Annotated in this window: 24 protein-coding genes and 1 tRNA gene; 17 read left to right on the forward strand and 8 right to left on the reverse strand. The window is 63.2% G+C overall.

The features are described 5' to 3' along the window. The first annotated feature begins 38 nt into the window (after positions 1 to 38). From ACQ4WL_RS15195 to gabD, 9 genes are all read left to right on the forward strand, one after another. Positions 39 to 1,238, forward strand: a complete 1,200-nt coding sequence (locus ACQ4WL_RS15195; protein ID WP_436510500.1) for a XylR family transcriptional regulator — start codon at positions 39 to 41, stop codon at positions 1,236 to 1,238. Further along, positions 1,238 to 2,008 carry an aldose epimerase family protein gene (locus ACQ4WL_RS15200; protein ID WP_436510694.1) on the forward strand — a complete coding sequence of 257 codons (771 nt, stop codon included), beginning with the start codon at positions 1,238 to 1,240 and terminating at the stop codon, positions 2,006 to 2,008. Before ACQ4WL_RS15195 ends, ACQ4WL_RS15200 begins: the two co-directional genes overlap by 1 nt. 84 nt (positions 2,009 to 2,092) lie before the next feature. Beyond that, a complete protein-coding gene (locus ACQ4WL_RS15205) occupies positions 2,093 to 3,106 on the forward strand; it encodes a 2-dehydro-3-deoxygalactonokinase (protein WP_436510501.1) in 1,014 nt (337 codons plus the stop codon). Next, entirely contained in the window at positions 3,103 to 4,833 is a 1,731-nt protein-coding gene (gene araD / locus ACQ4WL_RS15210; RefSeq protein ID WP_436510502.1) for an L-arabinonate dehydratase, read from the forward strand. The genes ACQ4WL_RS15205 and araD overlap by 4 nt, the downstream gene beginning before the upstream one ends. Positions 4,834 to 4,847: 14 nt before the next feature. Beyond that, positions 4,848 to 5,741 (forward strand): SMP-30/gluconolactonase/LRE family protein, encoded by an 894-nt coding sequence (locus ACQ4WL_RS15215; RefSeq protein WP_436510503.1) that lies wholly within the window; start codon positions 4,848 to 4,850, stop codon positions 5,739 to 5,741. 13 nt (positions 5,742 to 5,754) lie between these two features. Next, the gene (locus tag ACQ4WL_RS15220; RefSeq protein WP_436510504.1) at positions 5,755 to 6,408 is read left to right on the forward strand and encodes a bifunctional 2-keto-4-hydroxyglutarate aldolase/2-keto-3-deoxy-6-phosphogluconate aldolase; all 654 of its coding nucleotides are present in this window, start codon (positions 5,755 to 5,757) and stop codon (positions 6,406 to 6,408) included. A 66-nt stretch (positions 6,409 to 6,474) separates the two neighbouring features. Continuing rightward, on the forward strand, positions 6,475 to 6,897 hold the full coding sequence (locus ACQ4WL_RS15225) for a CoA-binding protein (RefSeq protein WP_436510505.1): 423 nt from the start codon (positions 6,475 to 6,477) through the stop codon (positions 6,895 to 6,897). Further along, positions 6,894 to 7,736 carry a PPK2 family polyphosphate kinase gene (locus ACQ4WL_RS15230; RefSeq protein ID WP_436510506.1) on the forward strand — a complete coding sequence of 281 codons (843 nt, stop codon included), beginning with the start codon at positions 6,894 to 6,896 and terminating at the stop codon, positions 7,734 to 7,736. Before ACQ4WL_RS15225 ends, ACQ4WL_RS15230 begins: the two co-directional genes overlap by 4 nt. Before the next feature lie 92 nt (positions 7,737 to 7,828). Further along, the gene (gabD, locus tag ACQ4WL_RS15235) at positions 7,829 to 9,283 is read left to right on the forward strand and encodes an NADP-dependent succinate-semialdehyde dehydrogenase (RefSeq protein ID WP_099761128.1); all 1,455 of its coding nucleotides are present in this window, start codon (positions 7,829 to 7,831) and stop codon (positions 9,281 to 9,283) included. Positions 9,284 to 9,440: 157 nt separating this feature from the next. Here the strand turns inward: gabD and ACQ4WL_RS15240 are convergent, their stop codons facing one another. Continuing rightward, complete coding sequence (locus ACQ4WL_RS15240; protein WP_436510507.1) at positions 9,441 to 10,568, reverse strand: extracellular catalytic domain type 2 short-chain-length polyhydroxyalkanoate depolymerase; 1,128 nt, start codon at positions 10,566 to 10,568, stop codon at positions 9,441 to 9,443. Positions 10,569 to 10,744: 176 nt separating this feature from the next. Between ACQ4WL_RS15240 and ACQ4WL_RS15245 the strand changes: the two genes are divergently transcribed. From ACQ4WL_RS15245 to ACQ4WL_RS15255, 3 genes are all read left to right on the forward strand, one after another. Beyond that, complete coding sequence (locus tag ACQ4WL_RS15245) at positions 10,745 to 11,338, forward strand: glutathione peroxidase (protein ID WP_086137428.1); 594 nt, start codon at positions 10,745 to 10,747, stop codon at positions 11,336 to 11,338. A 131-nt stretch (positions 11,339 to 11,469) separates the two neighbouring features. After that, the gene (locus ACQ4WL_RS15250) at positions 11,470 to 12,438 is read left to right on the forward strand and encodes an IS1595 family transposase (RefSeq protein ID WP_436510508.1); all 969 of its coding nucleotides are present in this window, start codon (positions 11,470 to 11,472) and stop codon (positions 12,436 to 12,438) included. A gap of 82 nt (positions 12,439 to 12,520) precedes the next feature. Next, entirely contained in the window at positions 12,521 to 12,880 is a 360-nt protein-coding gene (locus ACQ4WL_RS15255; protein ID WP_436510509.1) for a DUF1428 domain-containing protein, read from the forward strand. Between the two features lie 99 nt (positions 12,881 to 12,979). Here ACQ4WL_RS15255 and pabB read toward each other — a convergent pair whose 3' ends face one another. The 3 genes from pabB to ACQ4WL_RS15270 form a co-directional block, all read right to left on the reverse strand. Further along, complete coding sequence (gene pabB / locus ACQ4WL_RS15260; RefSeq protein ID WP_436510510.1) at positions 12,980 to 14,818, reverse strand: aminodeoxychorismate synthase component I; 1,839 nt, start codon at positions 14,816 to 14,818, stop codon at positions 12,980 to 12,982. Positions 14,819 to 14,839: 21 nt separating this feature from the next. Beyond that, on the reverse strand, positions 14,840 to 15,415 hold the full coding sequence (slmA, locus tag ACQ4WL_RS15265; RefSeq protein ID WP_086144344.1) for a nucleoid occlusion factor SlmA: 576 nt from the start codon (positions 15,413 to 15,415) through the stop codon (positions 14,840 to 14,842). Between the two features lie 102 nt (positions 15,416 to 15,517). After that, positions 15,518 to 16,252, reverse strand: a complete 735-nt coding sequence (locus ACQ4WL_RS15270) for a pyrimidine 5'-nucleotidase (protein ID WP_436510511.1) — start codon at positions 16,250 to 16,252, stop codon at positions 15,518 to 15,520. A 90-nt stretch (positions 16,253 to 16,342) separates the two neighbouring features. Between ACQ4WL_RS15270 and ACQ4WL_RS15275 the strand changes: the two genes are divergently transcribed. After that, positions 16,343 to 17,212: a TraB/GumN family protein gene (locus ACQ4WL_RS15275; protein WP_436510512.1), complete on the forward strand. Its 870-nt coding sequence runs from the start codon at positions 16,343 to 16,345 to the stop codon at positions 17,210 to 17,212. Positions 17,213 to 17,369: 157 nt separating this feature from the next. On the opposite strand, the gene ACQ4WL_RS15280 is transcribed toward ACQ4WL_RS15275, so the two are convergent. Next, a tRNA-Thr gene (locus tag ACQ4WL_RS15280) sits at positions 17,370 to 17,444 on the reverse strand. Positions 17,445 to 17,484: 40 nt separating this feature from the next. After that, on the reverse strand, positions 17,485 to 18,378 hold the full coding sequence (gene argB / locus ACQ4WL_RS15285) for an acetylglutamate kinase (protein ID WP_152251658.1): 894 nt from the start codon (positions 18,376 to 18,378) through the stop codon (positions 17,485 to 17,487). Positions 18,379 to 18,609: 231 nt separating this feature from the next. Between argB and ACQ4WL_RS15290 the strand changes: the two genes are divergently transcribed. The 3 genes from ACQ4WL_RS15290 to ACQ4WL_RS15300 all read left to right on the forward strand — a co-directional run bounded on the left by ACQ4WL_RS15290 (position 18,610) and on the right by ACQ4WL_RS15300 (position 23,128). Next, positions 18,610 to 18,813, forward strand: a complete 204-nt coding sequence (locus ACQ4WL_RS15290) for a cysteine-rich CWC family protein (protein WP_436510513.1) — start codon at positions 18,610 to 18,612, stop codon at positions 18,811 to 18,813. 93 nt (positions 18,814 to 18,906) lie between these two features. Continuing rightward, on the forward strand, positions 18,907 to 21,945 hold the full coding sequence (locus tag ACQ4WL_RS15295; RefSeq protein ID WP_436510514.1) for a response regulator: 3,039 nt from the start codon (positions 18,907 to 18,909) through the stop codon (positions 21,943 to 21,945). Positions 21,946 to 21,976: 31 nt separating this feature from the next. Continuing rightward, the gene (locus ACQ4WL_RS15300) at positions 21,977 to 23,128 is read left to right on the forward strand and encodes a response regulator (protein WP_436510515.1); all 1,152 of its coding nucleotides are present in this window, start codon (positions 21,977 to 21,979) and stop codon (positions 23,126 to 23,128) included. Here ACQ4WL_RS15300 and ACQ4WL_RS15305 read toward each other — a convergent pair. After that, positions 23,121 to 24,398: an extracellular catalytic domain type 1 short-chain-length polyhydroxyalkanoate depolymerase gene (locus ACQ4WL_RS15305; RefSeq protein ID WP_436510516.1), complete on the reverse strand. Its 1,278-nt coding sequence runs from the start codon at positions 24,396 to 24,398 to the stop codon at positions 23,121 to 23,123. The genes ACQ4WL_RS15300 and ACQ4WL_RS15305 overlap by 8 nt on opposite strands. A gap of 54 nt (positions 24,399 to 24,452) precedes the next feature. Further along, positions 24,453 to 24,866, reverse strand: a complete 414-nt coding sequence (locus tag ACQ4WL_RS15310; protein WP_034783786.1) for a CopG family transcriptional regulator — start codon at positions 24,864 to 24,866, stop codon at positions 24,453 to 24,455. Between the two features lie 363 nt (positions 24,867 to 25,229). On the opposite strand from ACQ4WL_RS15310, the gene ACQ4WL_RS15315 reads away from it, so the two are divergent. Continuing rightward, positions 25,230 to 25,379, forward strand: a complete 150-nt coding sequence (locus ACQ4WL_RS15315) for a DUF1289 domain-containing protein (protein ID WP_436510517.1) — start codon at positions 25,230 to 25,232, stop codon at positions 25,377 to 25,379.

Genomic DNA, 25,379 nt, shown 5'->3' on the forward strand with positions numbered 1-25,379 from the left:
CCCGAAAGGCCTGGCTGCCACATGGAGGAGACACCAGCATGAAGTTACCGACCGCGCACCGGATCGCGCTGCTGTTTAACGGGAATAAAATATACGACCGCGACATCATCGCGGGCATCGCCGCCTACCTGAACACCACGCGCGTGTCGTGGGACCTGTTCCTGGAAGAGGATTTTCGCTGCCGCCTGCCCGGCATCGAGCGCTGGCAGGGCGACGGCATCATCGCCGATTTCGACGATCCCGCCGTCTGCGCGGCGCTGGCGCACAGCCGTCTGCCGGTGGTGGCCGTGGGCGGCTCGTATGCGCGCGCGGAGGATTACCCGGCCGGCATCCCGTACGTGGCGACCGATAATTTCAAGATCGTCAAGCTGGCCTATGAACACCTGGTGGAAGCGGGCCTGAGCCGCTTTGCCTGTTTCAGCCTGCCCGAGGCGGACGTCAACCGCTGGGCGCAGGAGCGCGAAACGGCGTTTTGCGCCTTGATGGAGCGCGACCACATGCGCGCCGATGTGTACCGGGGCGTCGCCACCAGCGCGCCCGCGTGGGATGAAGCGGTGGAGCAGCAGATCGCCTGGCTCAACAGCCTGGAAAAACCCGTCGGCATCATCGCCGTCAGCGATGCGCGCGCGCGCCAGCTGCTGCAAGCGTGCATGCACGCGGGTATCGCCGTGCCGGAGCAAGTGGCCCTGATCGGCATCGACAACGATCCGCTGGCGCGCATGCTCACGCGTATTCCATTGAGTTCCGTGATCCAGGGCACCGAGGAAATGGGCCGCACGGCGGCGCATTTGCTGCACCAGATGTTGAATGGCGCGCGCCTGTCCGGCACGCGCATCCTGGTGCCGCCGGCCGGCCTGAACGTGCTGGCCTCCACCTGTCACCAACCCTTCCAGCACCCGCAGGTGATGCAGGCGCGCCACTTCATTCGCCAGTACGCCTGCCAGGGCATCAAGACGGAGCAGGTGGCCGATTACGTGGGCGTGTCGCGCTCCTCGCTCGAAGCGCACTTCCGCCAGGAACTGGGGCGCAGCGTGCACGATGAAATCCTGCATTTCAAGCTCGATGCGGCCAAGACCCTGCTGGCGCGCGGACCGGGACAGGTGGCCGAGGTGGCCGTGCGTTGCGGCTTTACCACGGTGCAGTACATGCATGCCGTCTTCAAGCGCGAACTCGGTTGCACGCCGCGCGAATTCCAGCAGCGCAGCCGGCCACCGCCAGCCTCCGGGCAGGCCCCGTGATGCATCTGCTGCGCAATGCGCGCGGCATGCGCGTGGCCATCGACGCGCACGATGCCAGCGTGCGGGCCTGGTGGGCGCCCGACCGCTATGGCCGCCTGGCCGATGTGCTGGGCGCGGCGCCCCCTGTGGCGTGGTCATCCACGGGCTGGCGATGCGCATCGCCCGACGACGGCCACTTGCAGTTGCAGCTGGCGCAAGACGGCCTGTCGGTGCGCCTGACTTACCGGCTCGATGAGGATGGCAGCCTGCACCTCGACTGCGCCGCCACGGCCGATACGGTGTCCCGTTTCGCGCTTGCCGCGCCCCGCTTCAATCTGCAGGGTCATCATGCCGCCGTGGCCGACCATGTGCTGCGCCTGGCCGCCGACCATTATTGGCCTTGGCCTGGCGGCTGCGCCAGCGATGCTCCGCTCGATGTGGCGGGCAGCGCGTTTGACTTTCGCCAGCCGGCGCCGCTCGCTTCGCGCCTGGCCTGGCCCGCGCTGGTGAACTTGCCGGGATTCCGGCATGACTTTTACTGGACGGGCAGCGGCCAGCTGCGCGAGGTGGCGCGGGTTGCCGATCCCGCTTCTGGCAGGGTCTTGCGTTTTTCCAGTAGCCAGGACAGCTGCCATCTGTCTTCCGATGCGCGCTGTTTTTCCCTGCTGGCGCGGGGCGTGCAATTGCAGCCGGGACAGGTGATGCGCTTCACGCTCGCCTACCGTTTGGGCGTGCAGGATCTCGATGCGTTTGACATATCCGAACCGGTATCAATGATGTCAAATAAGTGATTGGTCAGATATGCGGGGCAGTTCTACCATGGGGTAGTTTTTCCCTCATTTATTTTTATCCTGACCGACGCTGCGAACCTGCCCATGAACATACTCACCATCGATGCCGGCACCACCAATACGCGTACCTTGCTGTGGCGCGCAGGCGCCGTCGTCGCCCAGGCGCAGCTGGAAACGGGCGTGCGCAATACCGCCATCGATGGCCATAACGGCGCGCTGAAACAGGCGCTGCGCGACACCATCGCCAGCGTGCTGGCCAGCGCGGGGCTCGCGCCGTCCGAGGTGGACCTGGCGCTGGCCTCGGGCATGATCAGCTCGCCCATGGGCGTGCAGGAAGTGGCGCATGTGCCGGCGCCCGCCGGCCTGGCCCAGCTGGCGCAAGGCATGCAGGCGGTGGACTTGCCCGACGTGCTGGCGCAGCCCCTGTGGCTGATTCCCGGCGTGCGCAACCAGCATGGCGCCGTCGGCCTGCATAACGTCGAGGCGATGGACATGATGCGCGGCGAAGAGACCGAGGTCGTCGCGCTGCTCGAGCGCTTGCAATTGCGCGGTGCGGCGACCTTGATCATGCCCGGTTCGCATACCAAATTGATCAGCGTGGACGAGCAGCGCCGCATCCTCGGCTGCAGCACCACCATCGCGGGCGAGCTGCTGCAGGCGATCACCCAACACACCCTGATCAAGCAATCGGTCGATGGCGGTTTTGCGCAGACCCTGGTGCCGAAAATGCTGCTGGCCGGCGCGGCCGCGGCGCAAAAAACGGGACTGGCGCGTGCCTGCTTCAGCGTGCGTACCCTGGGCCAGTTCAGCGCTGTCGAATGCAATGAACGGGCCAATTTTCTGATGGGCGCGGTCCTTAGCGGCGACTTGCTGGCGCTGCGCAACAGCACCGCCATCCAGATGCGGCCCGATACCCCGCTCGTCATTACCGGCAAGCCCATGCTGCGCCAGGCGCTCGGCTTGCTGATCGAAGAACACGGATTTTTTTATGGCAAGCGCATCATCGTCGACGACCAGCAGCAAGCCAATCTGGCCGGTCACGGTGCGCTGCTGATCGCTGCCGCGCGCGGCTTGATTTCCCCGCAGGAGATAGTATGAGTGACAACAAGAACAAGCGTCCCTTGCGTTCGCAAGCGTGGTTTGGCGGCGACGACAAGGACAGTTTCATTCATCGCAGCTGGATGAAGAACCAGGGTTATCCCGGCGACGCCTTCGATGGCCGTCCCGTCATCGGCATTTGCAATACCTGGTCCGAGCTGACACCCTGCAATGGTCATTTCCGCGAGCTGGCCGAGATGGTCAAGCGCGGCGTGCTCGAAGCGGGCGGTTTTCCCGTCGAATTTCCCGTCATGTCGCTGGGCGAGACGAATCTGCGCCCGACGGCCATGCTGTTCCGTAACCTGGCCAGCATGGATGTCGAGGAATCGATCCGCGCCAACCCGATCGACGGCGTGGTGCTGCTGACGGGCTGTGACAAGACCACCCCGGCCCTGCTGATGGGCGCGGCCAGCGTGGACTTGCCCACCATCGTGCTGTCGGGCGGCCCCATGTTGAATGGCAACTACCGCGGCAAACCGATCGGTTCGGGCACCGATGTGTGGAAGTTTTCCGAGGACGTGCGCGCCGGGCGCATGACGTCCGCCGAATTCAAGCAGGCCGAATCATGCATGTCGCGCTCCGCCGGCCACTGCATGACCATGGGCACGGCCTCCACCATGGCCAGCATGGTCGAGGCGCTGGGCGTGACCCTGCCCGGCAACGCGGCCATCCCTGCCGTCGATGCGCGCCGCAAGCTGCAGGCGCAACTGACGGGCCGGCGCATCGTCGACATGGTGCACGAAGACCTGAAACTGTCGCAGATCCTCACGCGCGCAGCGTTTGAAAACGCCATCATGGTCAATGGCGCCATCGGCGGCTCGACGAATGCCGTGATCCACCTGCTGGCCATTGCCGGGCGTATTGGCGTGGACATGCGCCTGGCCGACTGGGACCGCCTGGGCCGCGACATTCCCTGCCTGCTGAACCTGATGCCGTCGGGCCAGTACCTGATGGAAGATTTTTACTATGCGGGCGGCCTGCCCGTGATCATCCGCGATTTGCTGGACAAATTGCATGGCGAGGCGCTCACCGTCACGGGCGCCACTATGGCCGTCAACGTGGCCGAAGCGGAAAATTTCAATCCCGAGGTGATCACGCCGCTGGCGCGGCCATTCAAGGACGAGGGCGGCATCGCCGTCCTGCATGGCAACCTGGCCCCGCGCGGCGCCGTCATCAAGCCTTCCGCCGCCTCGCCGGAACTGATGCAGCACCGTGGCCGCGCCGTCGTCTTCAACAGCATCGAGCATTACAAGAAGCGCATCGACGATCCCGCGCTCGATATCGATGCCAGCTGCGTGATGGTGCTGCAAAATTGCGGCCCGCAGGGCTATCCTGGCATGGCCGAAGTGGGCAATATGGGACTGCCGAAAAAACTGCTGGAGCAGGGCGTGCGCGACATGGTGCGCATTTCCGATGCGCGCATGAGCGGCACGGCCTACGGCACGGTGGTGCTGCACGTGGCGCCGGAAGCGGCCGTGGGCGGGCCGCTGGCGCTGGTGCGCGACGGCGACATGATTGAACTGGACGTGGCGGGGCGCCGCTTGCACCTGGACGTCGACGAGGCCGAGCTGGCGCGCCGGCGCGCCGAGTGGCGCGCCCCCGAGCCGGCCATGAAGGGCGGTTACCAGTCCATGTACATCAAGCACGTGACGCAGGCCGACGAAGGCGCGGACCTGGACTTCCTCGTCGGTTGCCGGGGTTCGGCCGTTCCGCGCGAATCTCACTGAAAGAAGGAATAGACATGGGAACACGGGCCCAATTACTGGTCGATGCGCAGAATTTCCTGGGCGAGGGCGTGCGCTGGTGCGAACGCAGCGGCCGCGTTTTCTGGACGAATATCGAAGGCTGCCAGCTGCATGCGCTGGTGCTGGCCACGGGCGAACGCCAGAGCTGGGCCATGCCCGAGCGTCTGGCCTGCTTCGCGCTGACGCACAATGACGAGGTGCTGCTGCTGGGACTGGCCTCGCGCCTGGCGTGGTTTGACGCGCGCAGCGGGGCCGTCACGCCCTTGCACACGGTGGAGGGGGACTTGCCCATGACGCGCCTGAACGATGGCCGCTGCGACCGCCAGGGACGCTTTGTCTTCGGCACGCTCGATGAGCGCCCGTGCCGCGATGCCATCGCCAGCTTCTACCGCCTCAACCTGGACTTGAGCCTGGAGCGCTTGCCGTTGCCGCCCATCGCCATCTCGAACAGCATCTGCTTCAGCATCGATGGCACGGCCATGTATTTTTGCGACTCGATGAAGAAGGCGATCTACCGCTGGGACGATTACCTGGGGGGCGACGCCAGCCGGGTGCGCGTCTTTGCCGTGCTCGATTCCGGCCCCGGCGCCGCCGACGGCGCCACCATCGATGCGCACGACCACTTGTGGAGCGCGCAGTGGGGCGCGGGACGCGTATTGCGCTTCGCGCCGGACGGCAGCGTCGAGCGCGCGATCACCTTGCCCGTATCGCAGCCCAGTTGCGTGAGCCTGGGTGGGCCGCACTACGACGAATTGTTCGTCACCACCGCGCAGGAGAGTTTGACGCCGGCCCAGCTGGCGGGCGAACCGCTGGCCGGGGGATTGTTTCATGCGCGCCAGCCTGGCTTGCGCGGTTTGCCGGAAGTGCGCTTTGGCGCTCTGCCGGCCTGACAGGAGAGAGCATATGCAAAAACATACGGTTTTCGAGGGCATTCTCACACGGGGCATGGTCGGCATCGTGCGCGCCGGCTCGCCCGATGCGGCCGTGCAGATCGCCGAGGCGTGCATCGCCGGCGGCATCACGGCGCTGGAAGTGGCGTTCACCACGCCCGATACCCTGGGCGTGCTGCGCACCCTGCGCGAACGCCATGGCCATGACGTGCTGCTGGGCGCGGGCACGGTGCTCGATACCGAGACGGCGCGTGCCGCCATCCTGGCCGGCGCGCAGTTCATCATTTCGCCCAGCGTCAACGTGGAAACGATCACGCTGTGCCAGCGCTACCAGGTGCTGGCCATGCCGGGCGCGATGACGCCGACGGAAATCGTCACGGCCCTGCAGGCCGGCGCCGACATCGTCAAGGTCTTCCCCGCCGAGATGTTCGGCCCCGCCTACATCAAGGCCCTGCGCGCGCCGTTGCCGCAAGCGCCGTTGATGCCGACGGGTGGCGTGACGGTGGAGAACCTGCATGCATGGTTTGCCAGCGGTGCCGTAGCCGTGGGCATCGGCAGCAGCCTGAGTGGACCGGGCGCCACGGGAGATTACGCGGCCGTGACGGCGCGCGCACAGGCCTTCGTGGCGCAGCTGGCGCTCATACGCACGGCTAAGTCTTCTGGCTAGCTCCCGGCGGGACGGGAATCTGCTACGCTAGGCGGGCAATGTCGCACGCCTAACTACGACCCGAATATGCCCAACATCGCCCGCATCCTCAAAGACAGCCGCATCATCGCCATCGTCGGCATGTCCGACAAGCCCGAACGCGCCAGCCATGAAGTGGCAGATTACCTGTTGCAGCATGGCTACCGCGTGTTGCCCGTCAATCCGGCCCTTGCCGGCAAGGAAGTGCTGGGCCAGCGCGCCTATGCCACCCTGACGCAGGCTGCGGCGGCGGTTGCGCCGGCGCGCATCGATATCGTCGACTGCTTCCGCAAGTCCGAGGATATCTTGCCCATCGCCGAGGAAGCCATCGCCGTCAAGGCCGGCTGTCTCTGGCTGCAGCTCGACGTCATCAATGAGGAGGCGGCGCAGCTGGCGCGGGCGGCTGGCCTGGACGTGGTGATGGACCATTGCACAAAAATTGAGCACCGCAAGCTGGCGGTGGCAGCATGAAGGCGCGCACGCGATTCCGTGCCGGCCAGGGTTTCGCGCTGAACGAGGAATTCGCCGGCAAGCGCCTGCTGGGCGCAGCCACCAAGGCGGCGAACAGGAAGCTGACGGCGGCCCAGTGCAAGGCCCTGGACCGCGAGGAAACCGTGGCCCTGACGGCGCAGATCGCCGAGTGCCAGAGCATGCTGTACGCGCAGCACAAAAAGAAGGTGCTGCTGGTGTTGCAGGGCATGGATACGTCGGGCAAGGATGGCACGGTCAAGGCCATCTTCAGCGACATCAACCCGATGGGCATCCGCGCCGTGGCGTTCAAAGGCCCCACCGATATCGAACTGGCGCACGATTACCTGTGGCGCGTGCACCAGCACGTGCCAGTGAAGGGCGAGATTGCCATCTTCAACCGCAGCCACTACGAAGATGTGCTGATCACGCGCGTGCAGGACATGATCGACAAAGCCGAATGCCAGCGCCGCTACGCGCAGATCCGCGATTTCGAGCGCATGCTGAGCGAGACGGGCACCGTCATCCTGAAAATCTTCCTGCATATCTCGAAGGACGAGCAACGGGGACGGCTGCAGGAGCGGCTTGACGATCCCGACCGCCAGTGGAAGTTCGATCCCAACGATATCGCCCAGCGCAAAAAGTGGGATGGCTACCAGCGCGCCTATGAAACGGCGATCCGTGAGACGGATGCCGACCACGCGCCGTGGTACGTGGTGCCATCGAACTCCAAGACGCAGCGCAACCTGGTGGTCGCTTCCCTGCTGCTGGAAACGCTGCAGGGCATGAAGCTGGAATACCCGGCACCGGACCCGAAACTGTCGTCTTTCAAGGTCGAGTAGAGATTGGGGCAGTTCAGCGCTGCGCCTGCGGAATCGGCCGCGCTGTGGCATAGTATCCCTCGTCGATAATTCAAACCAGACCGGAGATCCATATGCTGCAGTTGAAAGATCCTACCTTGTTGCGTCACCAGGCTTACGTGAATGGAGCCTGGGCTGATGCCGATGGTGGCCAGACGATTAATGTGAGCAATCCCGCCACCGGCGAGCATATCGGCACGGTGCCCCTGATGGGCGCAGCCGAGACGCGCCGCGCCATCGAGGCGGCCAATGCTGCCTGGCCCGCCTGGCGCAAGAAGACGGCCAAGGAACGCGCGGCCGTGCTGCGCCGCTGGCATGACCTGATCCTGGAAAACGCCGACGACCTGGCGCTGATCATGACCACCGAGCAGGGCAAGCCCTTGCCGGAAGCGAAGGGCGAAGTGCAGTTCGGCGCCTCGTTCATCGAGTGGTTTGCCGAAGAAGGCAAGCGCGTTGCGGGCGATACCTTGCAATCGCCGTGGCCGGACCGCCGCCTGGTCATCACCAAGGAGCCGATCGGCGTGTGCGCCGCCATCACGCCATGGAATTTCCCTGCCGCCATGATCACCCGCAAAGTCGGCCCGGCCCTGGCCGCCGGCTGCCCGATGGTCTTGAAACCGGCCGAAGCAACACCGTTTTCCGCGCTGGCGCTGGCCGTGCTGGCCGAACGCGCGGGCGTGCCTGCGGGCGTGTTCAGCATCGTCACCGGTGCGCCGAAAGACATCGGCGGCGAAATGACGTCGAACCCCATCGTGCGCAAGCTGACGTTTACGGGATCGACCCAGGTGGGACGTTTGCTGGCCGAGCAATGCGCGCCAACGATCAAGAAACTCTCGCTGGAACTGGGCGGTAACGCACCGTTCATCGTCTTCGACGACGCCGATCTGGACGCGGCAGTGGAAGGCGCCATCGCCTCGAAATACCGCAATGCGGGCCAGACTTGCGTCTGCGCCAACCGCCTGTACGTGCAGGACAGCGTATATGACGCCTTCGCCGAAAAGCTGGTGGCCGCCGTGGCCAAGCTGAAGGTGGGCAATGGCATCGAGGCGGGTGTTACGCAAGGACCGCTGATCGACGCCAAGGCTGTGGCCAAGGTGGAAGAGCACGTGGCCGATGCATTGGCCAAGGGCGGCCGGCTGCTGGCTGGCGGCAAGCGCCATGCGCTGGGCAACGGCTTCTTCGAGCCGACCATCATCGCCGACGTGACGAACGACATGCGTGTGGCCACCGAAGAAACCTTCGGCCCGCTGGCGCCGCTGTTCCGTTTCAAGACCGATGATGAAGTGATCGCTCTGGCGAACAATACGGAATTCGGCCTGGCCGCCTACTTCTATTCGCGCGACATCGGCCGCATCTGGCGCGTGGCAGAAGGCCTGGAAACGGGCATGGTCGGCGTCAACACGGGCCTGATCTCGAACGAGATCGCGCCCTTCGGCGGCGTCAAGCAATCGGGCCTGGGCCGTGAAGGGTCGACCTACGGTATCGAAGATTATTTAGTCATTAAATATATTTGCATGGGCGGTATCTAGGATGCTTGATTAAATCTACTGCGCGGCGCGCTTTCCGGCCTGCGATGCTCGCTGCCTCGGCGGCCCCGTACCAAATACAGCTGCGCTTTTTAGCCAGATGGGGGCGCCGAGCCTCGTTGCCGCTCGCTACGATCTTCTCAAGCATCCGTGACGTCTGTTATCGACGGCTGTTGCGAACTGATCCTAACCTGTCCAGCATGCCCTTGACCGCTGCCATCTGCGTGCCGCTCTTGCGGTAGAAATCCGGGTCGATCGGATTGATGCTGGTGTAGCCCCAGAAATCCCAGCAGCCTTTCGGGTTGTACGGGTAGACGGGGCTCGGTTCGGCCTGCGGATACAGCACGATGATCTTGTTGGCGTCCGCCACCTGGTTGTAGCCGGTGGTGGTGTAGAAGCGGTTGCCGATGGCTTGCGTGGTTTGCAGGCAGCCGTGGAAGACCACGTGCACGCGGCAGCTCTCGCTGTCGCAGGCTTTCGGGATGTAGGCGTAGCCCGTATTGTTCATGCTGGAGTAGGCGCTCTGGATGAAGCTGCGCTGGTTGAAGGCGATCAGCTTGCCCGTCAGGGTGGTCGACGAGGGCTGCAGGTCCGGGTACAGGTGCTGCAGGATGTCGCGCGCCTGCACGAAGTCGCAGTCATTGATGAAGGGCGACTCCGTCACGGCGCAGGGCTTGTCCGGAGTGTTGTCTGTGATGATGGCATGGCCCGCGCCGACCGTATCGACGAAGCGGATTTGCGCCGCCGGCGTGCCCGCCAGTTGATAGAATTTTTCCACCTGCTCCACCACCGGCCGCGTCACGGTCTGGTCTTTCGTTCCGCTGAACAGATATACGCGCTGGCGTTTCAGGTTGGCCGTGTCGTCGATGAGACGGGCGCGCGCAAAATCGTTCGTCGCGCGCAGCAATTCGCTGGCCACGGGCGGCGCCACCTGCGCGCTGCCCGGATTCATGCAGGTGGTCAGGGCATTCGTCAGGTAGGGAATATAGGGGAAGCGGCCCGGCTGACCCGAGCAGAAAAACGGGCCACCGGCGATGATGCCGGCGCCGGCGACAGTAGCCGAGTAGGCGACGGCAAATTGCGCCGCCATGAAGCCGCCCGAGGACAGGCCCGATACGGTGGTCTGGCCCAGGTCGGCCTGGTAGGCGGGCAGGGCGGGGGCGTCCCTGGTCGCGGCGGGCTTGACGGCTTTGGCAGCCGAGGCGGCGTGCGCGCCGCCTGGCGCCAAGACGAGCAGGCTGGCGGCCAGCAGGGCGGTGGGTAATGCGGTCAGGTGCGGGAAGGACATGGTAACTCCACGGGGCAAGGGCAGGAAGGCCGAGCATAGGTAAAAAAACTGTGCGTTGGGCAAGTACTGCACGGTAGTTGATGTCGCTCAAGCTATCGCTGGTGTTGTGGCCCTCATACGCGTGCGCGGCGTTTGGCATAGAATGGTTTTTTTCCTTTTCGACCATGGTGCCCTTCATGTCCAAGACCCTTGCCCAGTTGTTTGCGCTCACCACCCTTGCCGCCGGCGCCAGCCTGGCCATGCCGGCCCATGCTGCCGATACCGCACCAGCAGCCGCCGCGCCAGCCGCCTGTCCCGCCATCCTCAAGCAGACGTTCAACCGCTTGCAGGATGAAGCGCCGCAAAATCTGTGCCAGTACGCGGGCAAGGTCGTGCTGGTGGTGAATACGGCCAGTTATTGTGGTTTTACCAATCAATACGAAGGGCTCGAGGCGCTGTACGCCAAGTACGGCAGCAAGGGCTTGGTGGTGCTGGGCTTCCCGTCGAACGACTTCGGCAAGCAGGAGCCCGGCAACAGCAAGGAAATCGCCGATTTCTGCTACAACACCTATGGCGTGAAGTTCCCCATGTTTGCCAAATCGGTGGTCTCCGGCCCCACGCCGAATCCTCTGTACGTGGACTTGATCAAGCAGACCGGCAAGACGCCGGCCTGGAATTTTCATAAATACCTGATCGACCGCCATGGCAAGGTCGTCGAGAGCTTCCCCAGCAAGGTGACGCCGGACGACAAGAAACTCGTTGGCGCGGTGGAAAAAGCGCTGGCAATGTAAGTTGCGTATACACAAGCAGGCTTGCGCGCCTGCTTTTTTAAGGCTCTGTCATCGGCAAATAGGGGAAATGCCGGAATCTTCCCTTGGCAGTGCTGTCTGACTCTGTATATTCACGATGCAGGGAGCAGATCATGCAGCCAGCCGAATGGATCAGCTTTATTGCGCAGTTTGCGCAATTGAACCGACGCCAGCGGCAGGCAGGAATGGCCTTGCTGCGTGGCAACGCGCCGCACGACGCCACCGTCGCGCTGCTGGAAAGTGTGGCGCAGCCGCGCTTGGTCTGTCCCGCCTGCCACTCGCTTCACCTGCACCGGCATGGCCATGCGCACGGCCTGCAGCGCTACCGCTGTGTGCCGTGCGGGCGCACCTTCAATGCCTTGACGGGCACGCCGCTGGCACGCTTGCGCCACAAGGCGCTGTGGCTCGCGTATGCGGAGTGCCTGCTTGATTCCAGGTCGGTGCGCCAGGCCGCTCAGCAACTGGGACTGCACCGTAACACTACGTTTCGCTGGCGCCACCGTTTTTTAACGCTCGCCAAGACGGACCGGCCGCATGGTCTGCATGGCATTGCCGAGGCCGATGAGCTATATGTGCTGGAATCGGAAAAGGGATCCCGGCAGATGACGCGTCCGGCCCGCCGCCGGGGCGGACGTGCCCGCCAACGCGGCATATCGAATGAACAGGTCTGCATCCTGGTGGCGCGCGACCGCACAGGCCAGACCCTCGATTTCGTCACGGGCAAAGGGGCGTTGACAAAGGCACAGCTGCACCGTTATTTGTTGCCCGTCATCGACAAGGATGTTCTGCTGGTAACGGATGGCCATGCCGCCTATCGGGCGTTTGCCAGGGAAGCGGGCATCAGCCACCAGGCCGTCAACTTGCGCGCTGGCATTCGTGTGCAGGGCGCCGCTCACGTGCAGAACGTGAATGCCTATCACAGCCGCTTGCGGCAATGGCTGCGTCCCTTTCACGGCGTGGCGACGCGCTACCTGCCGAACTACCTGGGATGGCGCTGGATGCTCGACGCCCGGCGCATCCGTTCACCAGAAACGTTATTGAAAGCAACGCTGGGAGCGTTCCCACATCTGACGGTGACATAGCTTTTTTTAATGCCGCGCTTGTCGTCTTGCCATCATTGTCCTAAGCTGGTTGTTCGCGTTTGTCTTCATAAAGGAGAGCATCATGGCGTATGTCGATGGATTTGTGGTTCCCGTGCCGAAAGCCAAGCTCGATACCTATCTGGCCATGTCGCGCGCCTGCGGCGCCGTCTGGCGCGAATATGGCGCGCTGGAATTTCGCGAATGCGTGGGCGACGATGTCAAGCCAGGCAAGCTGACCTCGTTCCCGCAGGCGGTGGACTTGCAGGATGGTGAAGTGGTGGTGTTTTCCTGGATCGTGTTTGAATCGCGCGCCAAGCGCGATGAAATCAACGACAAGGTCATGCAAGACCCCCGCCTGGCCGAGATGATGGACCCGGCCAAGCTGCCGTTCGATGGCAAGCGGATGATATACGGCGGTTACGAAATGCGCATCGACCTGTAACCCCTGAAACAGTCCATGGCGGCGTTGCAGTGCCTCGTCGTGCGTTCGCACTGCCTTCGGCAATGCGCCTTGCCCTGAACGGTTTCAGGTGCTACCGGTTTACAGGATGAGCTTGGCCGGCATCGCCCCGCGCAGCGCATTGCACACGACAATCGCTTCGGCCCGCGCCAGCATGGGACGCGTGATGATGGTTTCCTGCGCATTCCAGGCGGGATCGGCCAGCATGGCCGCGCGCTGCACGCCCGGCAGCAAGCCGCAGGACAGGGGCGGCGTGTGCCAGCAGCCATCGAGCCGGACGAAGACATTGCTGCGCCCGCCTTCCGTCAGCTCGCCCCGTTCGTTAAAGAACAGCATGTCGAAACCGCCTTGCGCCTCGGCCGCGCGCCAGGCCGCATCGTAGCGCGCGCGCACGCTGCTCTTGTGGCGCAGGAACAGGTCGTCCGCTGTGGTGGTGTCGGGCGCCAGCATGACGTTGACCGTGGCTGGCAAGGGCGCCAGCGTGCCGCTCTGCACACTGAACTGGCCATCCTGGCACAGCGCCAGGCGCAGGCGGAAGGGGGCATCGTCGGAGCGCGCCGCGCAGGCCGTCTGCAGCGCGGCGCGGGCAGCGTCTGCATCCCAGGCAAAACCGAAATAGGCGCAGGAAGCGGCCAGGCGCGCCAGGTGGCGTTCTTGCTGGCGGCAGCCATCGGCACGGCTGGCGTGCAGGGTTTCGAACAGTTCGAAGTCGTTGCTCAGGCCCGTCAGGAAGCGGGCCTTGAGCTGGCACTCCGCAAATTCCTCTTGCGGATCGCTGTCGAGCACGATGCCGGCGCCCACGCCCATTTCGCCGCGCCGGATGCCGCCAGGGGCAGCCGGTTGCAGGGCCAGGGTGCGGATCGGCACGGACATGCAGAAGTCGCCCACGGCGTGGGCAGCGCCGACGTTTGGTGGATCGAACCAGCCGATGGCGCCCGTGTAGATGCCGCGCGGCGCCCCTTCCAGTTCGTTGATGATTTCCATGGTGCGCCGTTTGGGCGCCCCCGTGATCGAACCGCACGGATACAAGGCCTGGAAGATGTCGGCCAGGCTGGCGTCGCCGCGCAGGCGCGCTTGCACGGTGGAGGTCATTTGCAGCACGCTGCTGTAGCGCGTCACCTGGAACAGGGCCGGCACCTTGACGGATCCCGTGGCGGCGATGCGGCCGATGTCGTTGCGCAGCAGGTCGACGATCATCAGGTTTTCCGCGCGGTTTTTCGGATCATTAGCCAGGGCGGTGGCGCGGCGCACGTTTTCTTCCATTTGCTCGGGCGGGGCGGCCGGCGCCGTGCCTTTCATGGGACGCGCCGTCAACTCGCCTTGCGCATGGCGCACGAACAGCTCCGGCGACAGCGACAGCAGGGCGCCGCCATCTGGCAGCATCACCAGTGCGCCATACGGCACCGGTTGGCGCGCACGCAGCCGCGCATACAGGGCCAGGGGCGAACCAAAGGCGTCGAAGCGCAAACGATAGGTGTAGTTGACTTGATAGGTGTCGCCGGCCACGATGTAGTCATGAATGCGGTGCAGTGCCTGCGTAAATTGCGCCTGGTCGACATTCGCGTGTATATCGGCCACGCCGACCGGCCCAGCGTCCGCATGGACGCGTTCGGCCAGCCACTGCGCCACGTCGTCCTGCGACAGCTGCGTGCAATGGTCAAAGACGAGCACTTGCGCCAGCGGCGGCGCGTTGATGCCCGCCGCGCGCGGCGGCATGGCCAGCAAATGCGCCCCCAGCTCGTAGCTGCATACGCTGACGGCGTGCTGGCCGCGTTTTAAAGCCGCTTGCAGCCCTTCGAGCATGGCTGACCACGCGCTCCCCTCGGTGCACTGCAAAACCGCTGCCAGGCCCGTGTACAGGCGCGAACCGGCGCCGGGTGTGCTGGCGTCGTCGAGCAGGGCGAAACAGTCGGAATGCATGGGGACAGCCGCGGTGGTGACTTACCCCAGCAGCATGGCGATTTGCAGCGCCGCTTCCTGGGAGGGATTGATCTTGAAGCCGCTCTTGGCGTAGCGGTGCCAGCGCCCGATGACGAAACTGACGATCAAGGTGGCGCGCGCCGCCACTTCGCTTTCCTTGCCATGGCCTTCGGCGGCGGCCACGCGCAAGGCCTGCTTGAGCGCCAGTTCCACGCGGTCGTAGAACTGGTTCATGCGCACTTGCAGGCGCTCGTCCTCATTGACCAGCGCGTCGCCGATCAACACGCGCGTCATGCCCGGATTGCTGATGGCGAAATTGAGCAGCATGCCGACGATGTCGCGTGTCTGCGTCATGCCGTCGCTGTGCTTTTCCGCGATCTGGTTGATCAGGCCGAAGACGCTCGACTCGATGAATTCGATCAGTCCTTCGAACATTTGCGCCTTGCTGGCGAAATGGCGGTACAGGGCCGCTTCCGAGACGGCCAGTCTGGCGGCCAGTGCGGCAGTGGTGATCTTTTCGCCTTTCGGCTGCTCCAGCATTGCGGCGAGGGCCTGAAGAATTTGTAGCCTGCGTTGGCCCGGCGGTGTGCTTGCCATATTTTCTCTTGTCGTTAAAAAAAATGCTGCCTTGATGGGGATATCCGTCACCGCCGCTAGCGGTGCGGCTTCCGGCGTCAACCGGAAGTCCAGGAGTCCCCTTCAGCGCAGACGGTGAAGGCGGCGTGCCAAATGCCGGACAGATTTTACTTTGACATCGACGTAAGCGGGGCGATTTAACGCTCTGGGCAGCTTTGCCACGCCGATCGGATCGGCCATTTTCAGGTATTGCGTGATCCAGGCCGTGCGCAGGCCCAGTTTTTTCGCACCCTTCAGGTTGGCCAGGGTGTCTTCCACCAGGATGCAGCGGCCAGGGCGGATCTGGTGTTTGCGCATCAGTTTGCGCAGCATCAGGGTCGATGGCTTTGGCCGCAGCTGGCGGTGCACATGCATCGCCTCGATGGCGATATGCTGCGCAAAGTGCTGGCGCAGGCCCAGGTGGCGCATCACGTCGCTCGAATAGCGCAGCGGCGCGTTGGTGAGTAAAATTTTACGCCCAGGCAGGCGTTTGAGCAAAGCCCCCAGCCCCCGTTCGGCGCGTATCATGGCGCGCAAATCGTCGAACGCGTGCGTCTCGTGGAGGAAGTGCGCGGCCTGCACCTGATGGTGCTTGACCATGCCCAGCAAGGTGGCGCCATAGCGGCGCCAGTAGGCCGCGCGCGCCGCATTGACGATCGCGTCGTCGGCCGGCGTCACACCGTCGCCCAATACGCGGGCAATATACGTGTTCATATTGGCCGTGATGGTGGGGAAGATGGCGTGCGAGGCATTGTGCAGCGTGTTGTCGAGGTCAAACAGCCAGACCGGCGACGAGCGGTTAAGATGGGACACAGGCACAAGAGTCTTTGCTAGCGAGAGAAGATGAAAAATTCAACAATCAGGAAAACCATGCGACGCCAGATTATAGTGATGTTTTGCGGATTATTCTTGCTGCCGTTGCAGACAGCCTTTGCGGAAGCGCCGCCCGTGGCGCAAAACCGGGGCGCGCTGTTCAAGGTGCAGGACGCCAGCCATACCCTGTATTTGTTCGGTACCATCCATGTCGGCGCCCCTGATTTTTATCCCCTCGAACCAACGGTGACGCAGGCATTGGAAGGCGCCGGGGCGCTGGCGCTGGAGATCGATCCGGGCGCCGACCCGCGCGCCGCCCTGGGCGCCGTGCTGAAATACGGCATGGAGGCACCGGACAGCACAGTGCCTGCCGACTGCCGCCAGACCCTGGCGCCGCGCCTGGCGCCGTTGTTGCAAAAATACGGTATTCCAGCCGAATCGGTGGCGCCGATGAAGCCGTGGATGCTGGCCAGCATGCTGGCCATCGGCGAATTTTCCACCCTGGGCTACCGCTCCGACCTGGCGGTGGACAATTATCTGTCGCAGCAAGCCAGGGCGCGCAAGATCCCCGTGCTGGAACTCGAGTCGATGGAAGGCCAGATGGCGCTGTTTGGCGCGATGTCGCCGGTAGACCAGTGCCGTTTCCTGGAAGACGGTGTGGCCTCGATCGAAGATCAGGAACAAAGCCAGGAAGCGCGCGAGATCGCCAACGCCTGGCGCACGGCCGATGCGGCCGCCTTCGACAAGCTGGCCGTCAAAGCGGCGACAGACCCCTCGTTTGCCGCGCAGTTCGTGCAAAAGGTGTTGTTAGATGGCCGCAACCCGGCCCTGGCCGACGGCATCGCCAAACTGCTGGCGCGCGAAAAATCCAGCCTGGCTGCCATCGGCGTGCTGCACCTGGTTGGAACGAAAAGCGTGCCGGACTTGTTGCGTCAAAGGGGCTTGAAGGTCGAGCGGGTGTATTGAACTGTAGAAGAGGTAACGCTGGCATAGCCGCGCAACAAACGGCGGCAGAGTAGATGAAAAGTGTTCAGGGCAAGGCGTCGAGCCGAAGACAGTACGCATGTACGGCGAGGCGAGACAACGCAGCCATGGACATTTTTCAGATACGGGGATATATCGATGGTGCCCTTGACGTGGATCGAACACGTGGCCTCTCCCTTACCAAGGGAGTGCTCTACCACTGAGCTACAAGGGCATAAAAAATCGGCGCTGGGTGAATTGCGCCGAATTATTTTTTAGTGCGAACGGATCATAGTACCAAAAGCCTGCTCGGTCAACACTTCCAGCAATAATGAGTGTTCGATGCGGCCATCGATGATGTGCACCGTGTTCACGCCGGACTTGGCGGCGTCGAGCGCGGACGAGATCTTTGGCAGCATGCCGCCCGAGATCGTGCCATCGGCGAACATCTCGTCGATTTCACGCGCAGACAGGTCGGTCACCAGCTTGCCCTGCTTGTCCTGGACGCCGGCGATGTTGGTCATCATGATCAGCTTTTCCGCTTTCAGGATTTCCGCGATTTTGCCCGCCACCACGTCGGCGTTGATGTTGTAGGCCTGGCCATCCTGGCCGAAACCGATCGGCGAAATGATGGGAATGAAGGCATCGTCCTGCAGCGCCTTGACGACGGCCGGGTTGATCGCGTCGATCTCGCCCACAAAGCCGATGTCGAGGAATTCGCCCGGATGTTCGCGGTCCGGCATCTGCATCTTGCGCGCGCGGATCAAGCCGCCATCCTTGCCCGTCAGGCCGACAGCCTGGCCGCCGTAATGGTTGATCAGCATGACGATATCCTGCTGCACTTCGCCGCCCAGCACCCACTCCACCACTTCCATGGTTTCTTCATCGGTGATGCGCATGCCTTGCACGAAGGTGCCTTGCTTGCCGATTTTTTTCAGCGCGTTGTCGATCTGCGGTCCGCCGCCGTGCACCACGACCGGGTTCATGCCAACCAGCTTGAGCAGGATGACGTCGCGCGCGAAGCCGTGCTTCAGGCGTTCGTCCGTCATGGCATTGCCACCGTATTTGATGACGATGGTCTTGCCATGGAAATTGCGAATATAGGGAAGGGCCTCGGCCAGAATCTGCGCCTTGATTTGCGGCGACACCGCCGTCAAGTCGTCATTCATGTCCAGGTTCAAGTTAGCTAGTTGATTCATGGCGAGTCCGGAAAATAGATTGGTGAGATTTTACAGGTAAGAAGAAAATCTTGGCGGCATTATAGGGCGATCTTGTTGTATTTTCCCTGATGATCCTATAGTCTGGTCCGATATGTCCCCCAGCCAGCCCTTTTACTGCCAGTTACATCTGCGTCGCACTCCGGTGCAGCATGACACACACTTGCCAATTCAAACACAGCCATGAGCCAGTGCACTCTCTGCGGCGCCACTTTCCAGTGTGGCCAGACTGACCCGCAGGCCAGCGGACCATGCTGGTGCACGGCCATGCCGCCCGCCATACCCGTGCCCGGCGGTCGCGCCATCGGCTGCTGGTGCCCGGCCTGCCTGCAAACGCATATCGCGACCCTGACACGCCCTGTAAAAGCCATCACGTCGGCCAATTAAGCGCTTCCGTATAAATTGCTTTGCAATAAACCTTGCATTCCGTAGGGTAATACGTTCAGACTTCAATTTTCAAAAATTTCTGATAGGAAAGTCATGCGCTTCAGGGATATCCGCATCGGCGTGCGCATCAATGCCGGTTATGCCATTTTGATCGTGCTGATGCTGGTCGTCATTGTCCTGGCGGGCAGCCGCATCTATGCCATCCGCGCCGAGACCGACGATATCCTGCGGCGCGACTGGGTCGCCGCCAAGGCCACCAGCAAGATCCATGGGCTGGCGCGCGAGGCGGCCACGCGCATAGGCAGCCTGCCGAACCAGCGCGAGTTGGCATGGCGCCAGGCGAATCAGGTGCGCCTGGAAGCGATCAAGCAAAGCATCGACGAGCAGGTGCGCATCCTCGATGGTCTCGATGCGCGGCCGGAAGAACGGCGTCTGCTGGAACAGATGCACCTTGCACGCGCCGACTACTATGTTTCGCTCAAGGCGATGTTCGAACTGGTCGAGCGCGGCGAGGATGCTGCTGCGGAGCAGGCCATGCAGACGCAGACCTTGCCGGTGCTGGAAAAAGTGCTGCTGTATGTGGGCCAGCTCGATGACTTGCAGCAGCAACTGATACGCGACAGCGCGGCCAGGATACGCAACGACATCGATACGTCGCTGCTGTTGATGGGTGGCATCGGGCTGGCAGCCCTGTTGGTCGGCCTGGCCTTTGCCTGGTCGGCGCGTTCGATCACGCGTCCGCTGGGCGAGGCGGTGGCGATCGCCACGCGCGTGGCCAAAGGCGACTTCAGTTCCGTCATCGAAGTGACGTCGCGCGATGAAACGGGCGAATTGCTGCAGGCGCTGAAAAACATGAGTACCAACCTGGCCGTCGAGCAGGATCTGCGCCATGCCGTTGAAGTGGCCGAAGATGCGACCAAGATGAAGTCGGACTTCCTGGCCAATATGTCGCACGAGATCCGCACGCCGATGAACGGCATCATCGGCATGACCCACCTGGCGCTGCAGACCGAGCTCACGTCGACTCAGCGCAACTACCTGGAGAAGGTGGAGTCGGCGTCGAAGAACCTGCTGGCCATCATCGACGACATCCTCGATTTCTCGAAGATCGAGGCGGGCAAGATGGCCTTTGAAAAAGTCGACTTTTTCCTCGAGGATGTGCTGGCGCAGATCGCCGACCTGTCCGTGATGCGGGCCCAGGACAAGGGGCTCGAACTGCTGTTCGACATCGGCCCCGACGTGCCGAACGCCTTGCAGGGCGATCCGCTGCGCCTGGGCCAGGTACTGATCAACCTGACCAACAATGCCATCAAATTCACGGACAAGGGCGAGATCGTCGTCACCATCCGCCTGCAGCAGCTCGAGGAGCACGCGGCCGTCTTGCGCGTGGACGTGCGCGACACGGGCATCGGCCTGACGCCACCCCAGCGCAGCAAACTGTTCCAGGCATTTACCCAGGCCGACACGTCGACCACGCGCCACCATGGCGGCACCGGCCTGGGGCTGACCATCAGCAAGCGCCTGGTGGAAATGATGGAAGGCGAGATTGACCTGGTCAGCGAAGCGGGTGTGGGCAGCACCTTTTTCTTCACGGCCCGCTTCGGCCTGGCCGCCGTGCCGCGCGACAGCCTGCCAGTGCCACAGCAGTTCCAGGGCCTGCGCGTGCTGGTGGTTGACGACAACCCCAGCGCGCGTGAAATCTTCGTCAGCATGCTGACGGCGCTGGGTTTTGAGGCGCGTGCCGTGTTTGGCGGCGTGCTGGCCATCGGCGCCGTGGCGCAGGCGCGCACCGAGGGGCGCCCGTACGGCCTGGTGCTGATGGACTGGAAAATGCCGGGCATGAACGGTCTCGATACCCTGGCCGGCATCCGCGCCGACGCCGCCGGCATCGATGCGACGCCGGCCTGCATCATGGTCACGGCCTTCCATCGCGAAGCGCTGCTGGAGGCGGCGCGCCAGCGGGACTTGCCGCTCGACGGCGTATTGAACAAGCCGGTCAGCGCCTCGACCCTGCTCGACCAGATATCGTTCGTGTTTGGCGGCGTGACGGGACAGAGCCGCAAGACGCAGCGCCAGAGCAGCTACCGCGACGACGAACGCGCCCTGCGCGGTGCCTGGCTACTGCTGGTGGAGGACAATGAAGTGAACCAGGAAGTGGCGCAGCATATTCTGAACGACGCCGGCATCCGCGTCGATATCGCGAGCAATGGTGCCATCGCGCTGGCGAAGATCGAGGAAAACGCTTATGACGGCGTGCTGATGGATTGCCAGATGCCTGTGATGGATGGCTACCAGGCCACCCGCAAGCTGCGCCAGGATCCGCGTTATTCGAATTTGCCCGTGATCGCCATGACGGCCAATGCCATGGTCGGCGACAAGGAAAAATGCCTGGACGCCGGCATGAACGATTTCATCGCCAAGCCGATCGACGTGGCGCAGCTGTTCGGTACCCTGGCGCGCTGGATCGCGCCGGCCACGCCGCAGGAAATGACGGCGCTGGTGGCGCTGCCGGAAGCGGAGCTGCCTGTGATCGCCGGCCTGAAAATGGCGGAGGCGATGCGGCGCGTGGGCGGCAATGCCACTTTGATGCGAAAATTGCTGGACCGTTTTGTGGAAACCCAGTTCGATGCCATGCAGCGCATCGTCGTCGCCATCGAGAACAACCAGCTCGAGACGGCAATTCGCGAAGCGCATACCCTGAAGGGCCTGGCCGGCAATATTGGCGCCGGCGGCCTGGCCGACAGCGCGGCGCGGGTCGAGCATTTGCTCAGCCTGGGATCGCATGACGGCTTGCCGCAGGCGCTGGCCGCCTGCACCCTGGCACTCGATGAACTGGTGCCGAAGATCGTGCTGGCCATGCAGTCGCGCAGCAACGTGGCCGAGCCGGGGAACGCCGTGGTGGCACCGGTGGACCGGGCATACCTGGAGGCGGGCTTGCGCGAACTGTCGCAACTGCTGCAGCAGGACGACGCGCAGGCCGTCAAGCATCTCGACGGCATCGGTCCCGTGCTGGTCGCGGCCGGGCAGGCGGAACATGCGCGCCAGTTGAAGCGTATGCTGGGACAATACGATTTCGAAGGTGCGCTGGCGCAGCTGGGCGAGGTGGCCGATGCGCTGGAGCTGACACTGTGACAAGGATAACTATGCAGAACGAAGGACGGGCATGAGAGCGTCAGCAAGCAAGCCAACCATCCTGGTAGTCGACGACACGCCAGACAATATCGACCTGTTGCGCGCAGTGCTGGAAGACGATTACCGGACCAAGATCGCCGTCAATGGCGAGCGCGCCCTGAAAATCGCCGCCGGCGGCGACCAGCCCGATCTGATCCTGCTCGACATCATGATGCCGGGCATGAGCGGCTACGATGTGTGCCGCGCGCTGAAGGCCGATCCCGCCACGGCCGGCATACCCGTGATTTTTGTGACCGCCATGAGCGAAGTGGCCGACGAGCAGCTGGGCCTGGCCCTGGGCGCCGTCGACTACATCACCAAGCCGATTTCGGCGCCCATCGTGCTGGCCCGTATCAAGACGCAGTTGGCGATGAAGCAGATGCAGGATTTTTTGCGCGACCAGAATCATTACCTGGAAACGGAAGTGGAGCGCCGCGTGCAGGAAGTGGCGGCGCTGCAGGACGTCACGATACACGCCATGGCTTCGCTGGCCGAGACGCGCGACAGCGAGACGGGCAACCATATCCGCCGCACCTCGCACTACCTGAAAGCGCTGGCCGAGAAAGTGCGCGGCATGCCGCGTTTCCGTGATTTCTTAACGGACAAGAATATCGAACTGCTGTTCAAGACGGCCCCGCTGCATGACATCGGCAAGGTGGGTATCCCCGACCATATCCTGCTCAAGCCGGGGCGTTTCGAACCACACGAAATGGCCATCATGAAGACGCATACCACCTTGGGGCGCGACGCCATCCTGGCGGCCGAACACGAGTTGGGCATCGAAGTCGATTTCCTCAAGTACGCCAAGGAAATCGCCTACAGCCACCATGAAAAATGGGATGGCAGCGGTTACCCGCAAGGGCTGGCTGGTGAAGACATTCCGATTTCGGCGCGCCTGATGGCGCTGGCCGACGTCTATGACGCCCTGATCAGCAGGCGCATCTACAAGCAGGGCATGGACCATGCGCAGGCCGTGCAGATCATCGTCGAGGGACGCGGTTCGCACTTCGACGCCGAGATCGTCGACGCCTTCCTGGAGATCCAGGACCAGTTCATCGCCATCTCCAACCGCTATGCCGATGGCGTGTGCGAGATCGCCGACAAGCAGCGGCAGATCGCGCCATTCACCGAAAACATCAGCTGACGGTCTTGAAAAAGCGCAGCATCTCTCGGCTGGCGTCCGGCCCTTTGCCATCCGTGTAGCTGCCGCTGCCGCTGCCGCCGGACCAGGCATGACCTGCGCCGTGGATGACCCAGTGTTCGCCCAGCGGCGAGCCATCGGCCTGGCTGTGCGTGGTGCGCGTGTAGCGGTGGCCATTCGGTACGCTGCCGTCGATGGAAGCCGCCTTGGCTGCGTTCCCGCCCGCCTGGCTGCGCACGCCCTGGGCGATCAGTTCATCGCCATTGCGCGGGTTGACGGTGGTGTCGCGGTCGCCGTGGAAAACAATGATGGGCACGCCGCCCGCCGGCGCCCGGCGCTGGGCATTGGGCATGGCGCCGCCCTTCATGGCTGCCAGCGCCGATGGCAAGTCCTTCGCCGAGGCGAACGGCAGGCCCGAATGCACACCGACGGCGGCAAACAAATCCGGGTACAAGGTGCCGACAATGACGGCCATGGCGCCCCCCGCCGACAGGCCGGCGACGAACACTTCGCGTTCATTCACCGGGTAGTCGTCGATGACTTGCCGCGCGATGCCGGCGATCAGCGACGGTTCGCCCTGGTCGCGCTGCTGGTCGATGGCATTGAACCAGTTCCAGCAGCGCGAACTGTTGGCACCCTGCGTTTGTGCCGGATAGACGACAAAACATTCCTTTTCCTCGGCCAGCACATTCATCTGCGTGCCGGCCGCGAAATCGTCGGGATTTTGCGTGCAGCCGTGCAGCATCACGATCAGCGGCATGGCCTGGCCGTGATAGCTGCTGGGGATATACAGTTTGTAGGAGCGCGTGCCCGCATGGTTGCGGTACACGCCGTCGATGAACTGCGCGCCAGCGGGCATCTGCGCCGGCGCGGCGGCCGGCGCATTGAAACCTGGCGGATGAAAATTCGGCATCTCGAAGCTGGGCATGTCGAAGCTGTGCTGTCCCAGGCCGGCGGGCACGCCCAGGCGCGCCATGAAATCCTGCGCAAATTCCTGCGCCGCCTGCGCGGGCGTGGGCGTGGGCGGCACCGCGTCAGCTTGCGGCGCCTCGGCCCGGGCCTGCGCAGGCGGTGGCGCAGGCGGTGGCGCCGGTGGCGGATTAATATCGCGCATCGGCTGCGGTGGCGGCGCTTGCGTGGCTGCCGCCGGCGGCGTCAGGCCGGCCGCAGACAGCGCCTGCTGGATCGCCTCGGTGGCGGCGGCAGGACCTTGGCCCATCAGATTGCGGGTTGCGGCGCGCATGTGCGCCAACATGTTGAGAGGTAGTTTCATGACCATCCTTAACGGTGCCGCGCATCGGCCGGGTTATCGCCGCAAACCAATGCGCTAGTGAATTCGCCCTGCGAGCGCCGTCTTGACGACGGTGCTGGCGTGCAGGGCACCTAATACGAAAATCGACTCGATGGTGGCCAGTGCCAGTTCCACGGAGACGTCGCTGGCGATGCTGGCCAGTCCCAGCACCTGGATCTGCAGGCGCTGGCCGGCTGCCTGGATCGCTTCCAGGTCGGCGCGCGAATAATGCTGCATGCCCAATACCAGGCTTTTACGGGCGACGGTTTGTTTCACCACGTCGGCGTGGATACCCAGCTGGTTGCGTATGGCCGTACGGATCAGATCCGTACGGTTGGAATAAAATCCCTCCTGGACCAGCAAATCGATCTGCCCCAGGTCGATCAAGCCGAGGTTGATCGTGATTTTTTCGGATTCCCCAATTTTGGGCTTGCTGTCTTGCTTGGCCATATATCTCCAAAAACTCCACGTGGCATCCAATTGCCATCTGTATGGATGGTAGTATAGTTCTGAAATAGTTCAAGTCAAGCAGGATCTGGCCTGGTCTGGGTGTAGGACAGGTCCTCCTAGAGTGAAAACAAGGCATAAAATAAATGCGCAACAGATGGCTTTCTAATCATGTTTCACGCTGAAAAATATAGTGATAGAAACATTGCATACCAGTGGCATCGCCTCGCCAGCCCGGTTTCGCGGCATAATGCAAGCCTGTACAGTCACCGATGCCGCTCCATGATGGTCGCTCCCCCACCTCCGCCAGCCGTTCCGCTCCCCTTGCCGTCACCGGTGCCGTCGCCCTGTGTCAGCCTGTGCAAGATGAACCGCAACAGTGGCTTGTGCGAAGGCTGTTTGCGCACGCTCGACGAGATCATCGCCTGGAGCAAGGCCGATGACGACTTCAAGCGCGCCGTATGGGCCGAATTGCCAGGCCGCGAATCTTTGCTCGATTTCGAGCCCGATTTCTGA

Source organism: Janthinobacterium kochi (assembly GCF_051380715.1).
Taxonomy (GTDB): domain Bacteria; phylum Pseudomonadota; class Gammaproteobacteria; order Burkholderiales; family Burkholderiaceae_D; genus Janthinobacterium.

Bases quoted from the DNA above. Each gene is read 5' to 3' on its own strand.
- ACQ4WL_RS15240 (WP_436510507.1), bottom strand. From the start codon at position 10,568: ATGTCCTTCCCGCACCTGACCGCATTACCCACCGCCCTGCTGGCCGCC.
- ACQ4WL_RS15220 (WP_436510504.1), top strand. From the start codon at position 5,755: ATGCAAAAACATACGGTTTTCGAGGGCATTCTCACACGGGGCATGGTC.
- argB (WP_152251658.1), bottom strand. From the start codon at position 18,378: ATGAATGACGACTTGACGGCGGTGTCGCCGCAAATCAAGGCGCAGATT.
- ACQ4WL_RS15315 (WP_436510517.1), top strand. From the start codon at position 25,230: ATGAACCGCAACAGTGGCTTGTGCGAAGGCTGTTTGCGCACGCTCGAC.
- ACQ4WL_RS15295 (WP_436510514.1), top strand. From the start codon at position 18,907: ATGCGCTTCAGGGATATCCGCATCGGCGTGCGCATCAATGCCGGTTAT.
- ACQ4WL_RS15230 (WP_436510506.1), top strand. From the start codon at position 6,894: ATGAAGGCGCGCACGCGATTCCGTGCCGGCCAGGGTTTCGCGCTGAAC.
- ACQ4WL_RS15205 (WP_436510501.1), top strand. From the start codon at position 2,093: ATGAACATACTCACCATCGATGCCGGCACCACCAATACGCGTACCTTG.
- slmA (WP_086144344.1), bottom strand. From the start codon at position 15,415: ATGGCAAGCACACCGCCGGGCCAACGCAGGCTACAAATTCTTCAGGCC.
- ACQ4WL_RS15310 (WP_034783786.1), bottom strand. From the start codon at position 24,866: ATGGCCAAGCAAGACAGCAAGCCCAAAATTGGGGAATCCGAAAAAATC.
- ACQ4WL_RS15255 (WP_436510509.1), top strand. From the start codon at position 12,521: ATGGCGTATGTCGATGGATTTGTGGTTCCCGTGCCGAAAGCCAAGCTC.
- ACQ4WL_RS15305 (WP_436510516.1), bottom strand. From the start codon at position 24,398: ATGAAACTACCTCTCAACATGTTGGCGCACATGCGCGCCGCAACCCGC.
- ACQ4WL_RS15250 (WP_436510508.1), top strand. From the start codon at position 11,470: ATGCAGCCAGCCGAATGGATCAGCTTTATTGCGCAGTTTGCGCAATTG.
- pabB (WP_436510510.1), bottom strand. From the start codon at position 14,818: ATGCATTCCGACTGTTTCGCCCTGCTCGACGACGCCAGCACACCCGGC.
- gabD (WP_099761128.1), top strand. From the start codon at position 7,829: ATGCTGCAGTTGAAAGATCCTACCTTGTTGCGTCACCAGGCTTACGTG.
- araD (WP_436510502.1), top strand. From the start codon at position 3,103: ATGAGTGACAACAAGAACAAGCGTCCCTTGCGTTCGCAAGCGTGGTTT.
- ACQ4WL_RS15195 (WP_436510500.1), top strand. From the start codon at position 39: ATGAAGTTACCGACCGCGCACCGGATCGCGCTGCTGTTTAACGGGAAT.
- ACQ4WL_RS15215 (WP_436510503.1), top strand. From the start codon at position 4,848: ATGGGAACACGGGCCCAATTACTGGTCGATGCGCAGAATTTCCTGGGC.
- ACQ4WL_RS15200 (WP_436510694.1), top strand. From the start codon at position 1,238: ATGCATCTGCTGCGCAATGCGCGCGGCATGCGCGTGGCCATCGACGCG.
- ACQ4WL_RS15290 (WP_436510513.1), top strand. From the start codon at position 18,610: ATGAGCCAGTGCACTCTCTGCGGCGCCACTTTCCAGTGTGGCCAGACT.
- ACQ4WL_RS15225 (WP_436510505.1), top strand. From the start codon at position 6,475: ATGCCCAACATCGCCCGCATCCTCAAAGACAGCCGCATCATCGCCATC.
- ACQ4WL_RS15300 (WP_436510515.1), top strand. From the start codon at position 21,977: ATGAGAGCGTCAGCAAGCAAGCCAACCATCCTGGTAGTCGACGACACG.
- ACQ4WL_RS15245 (WP_086137428.1), top strand. From the start codon at position 10,745: ATGTCCAAGACCCTTGCCCAGTTGTTTGCGCTCACCACCCTTGCCGCC.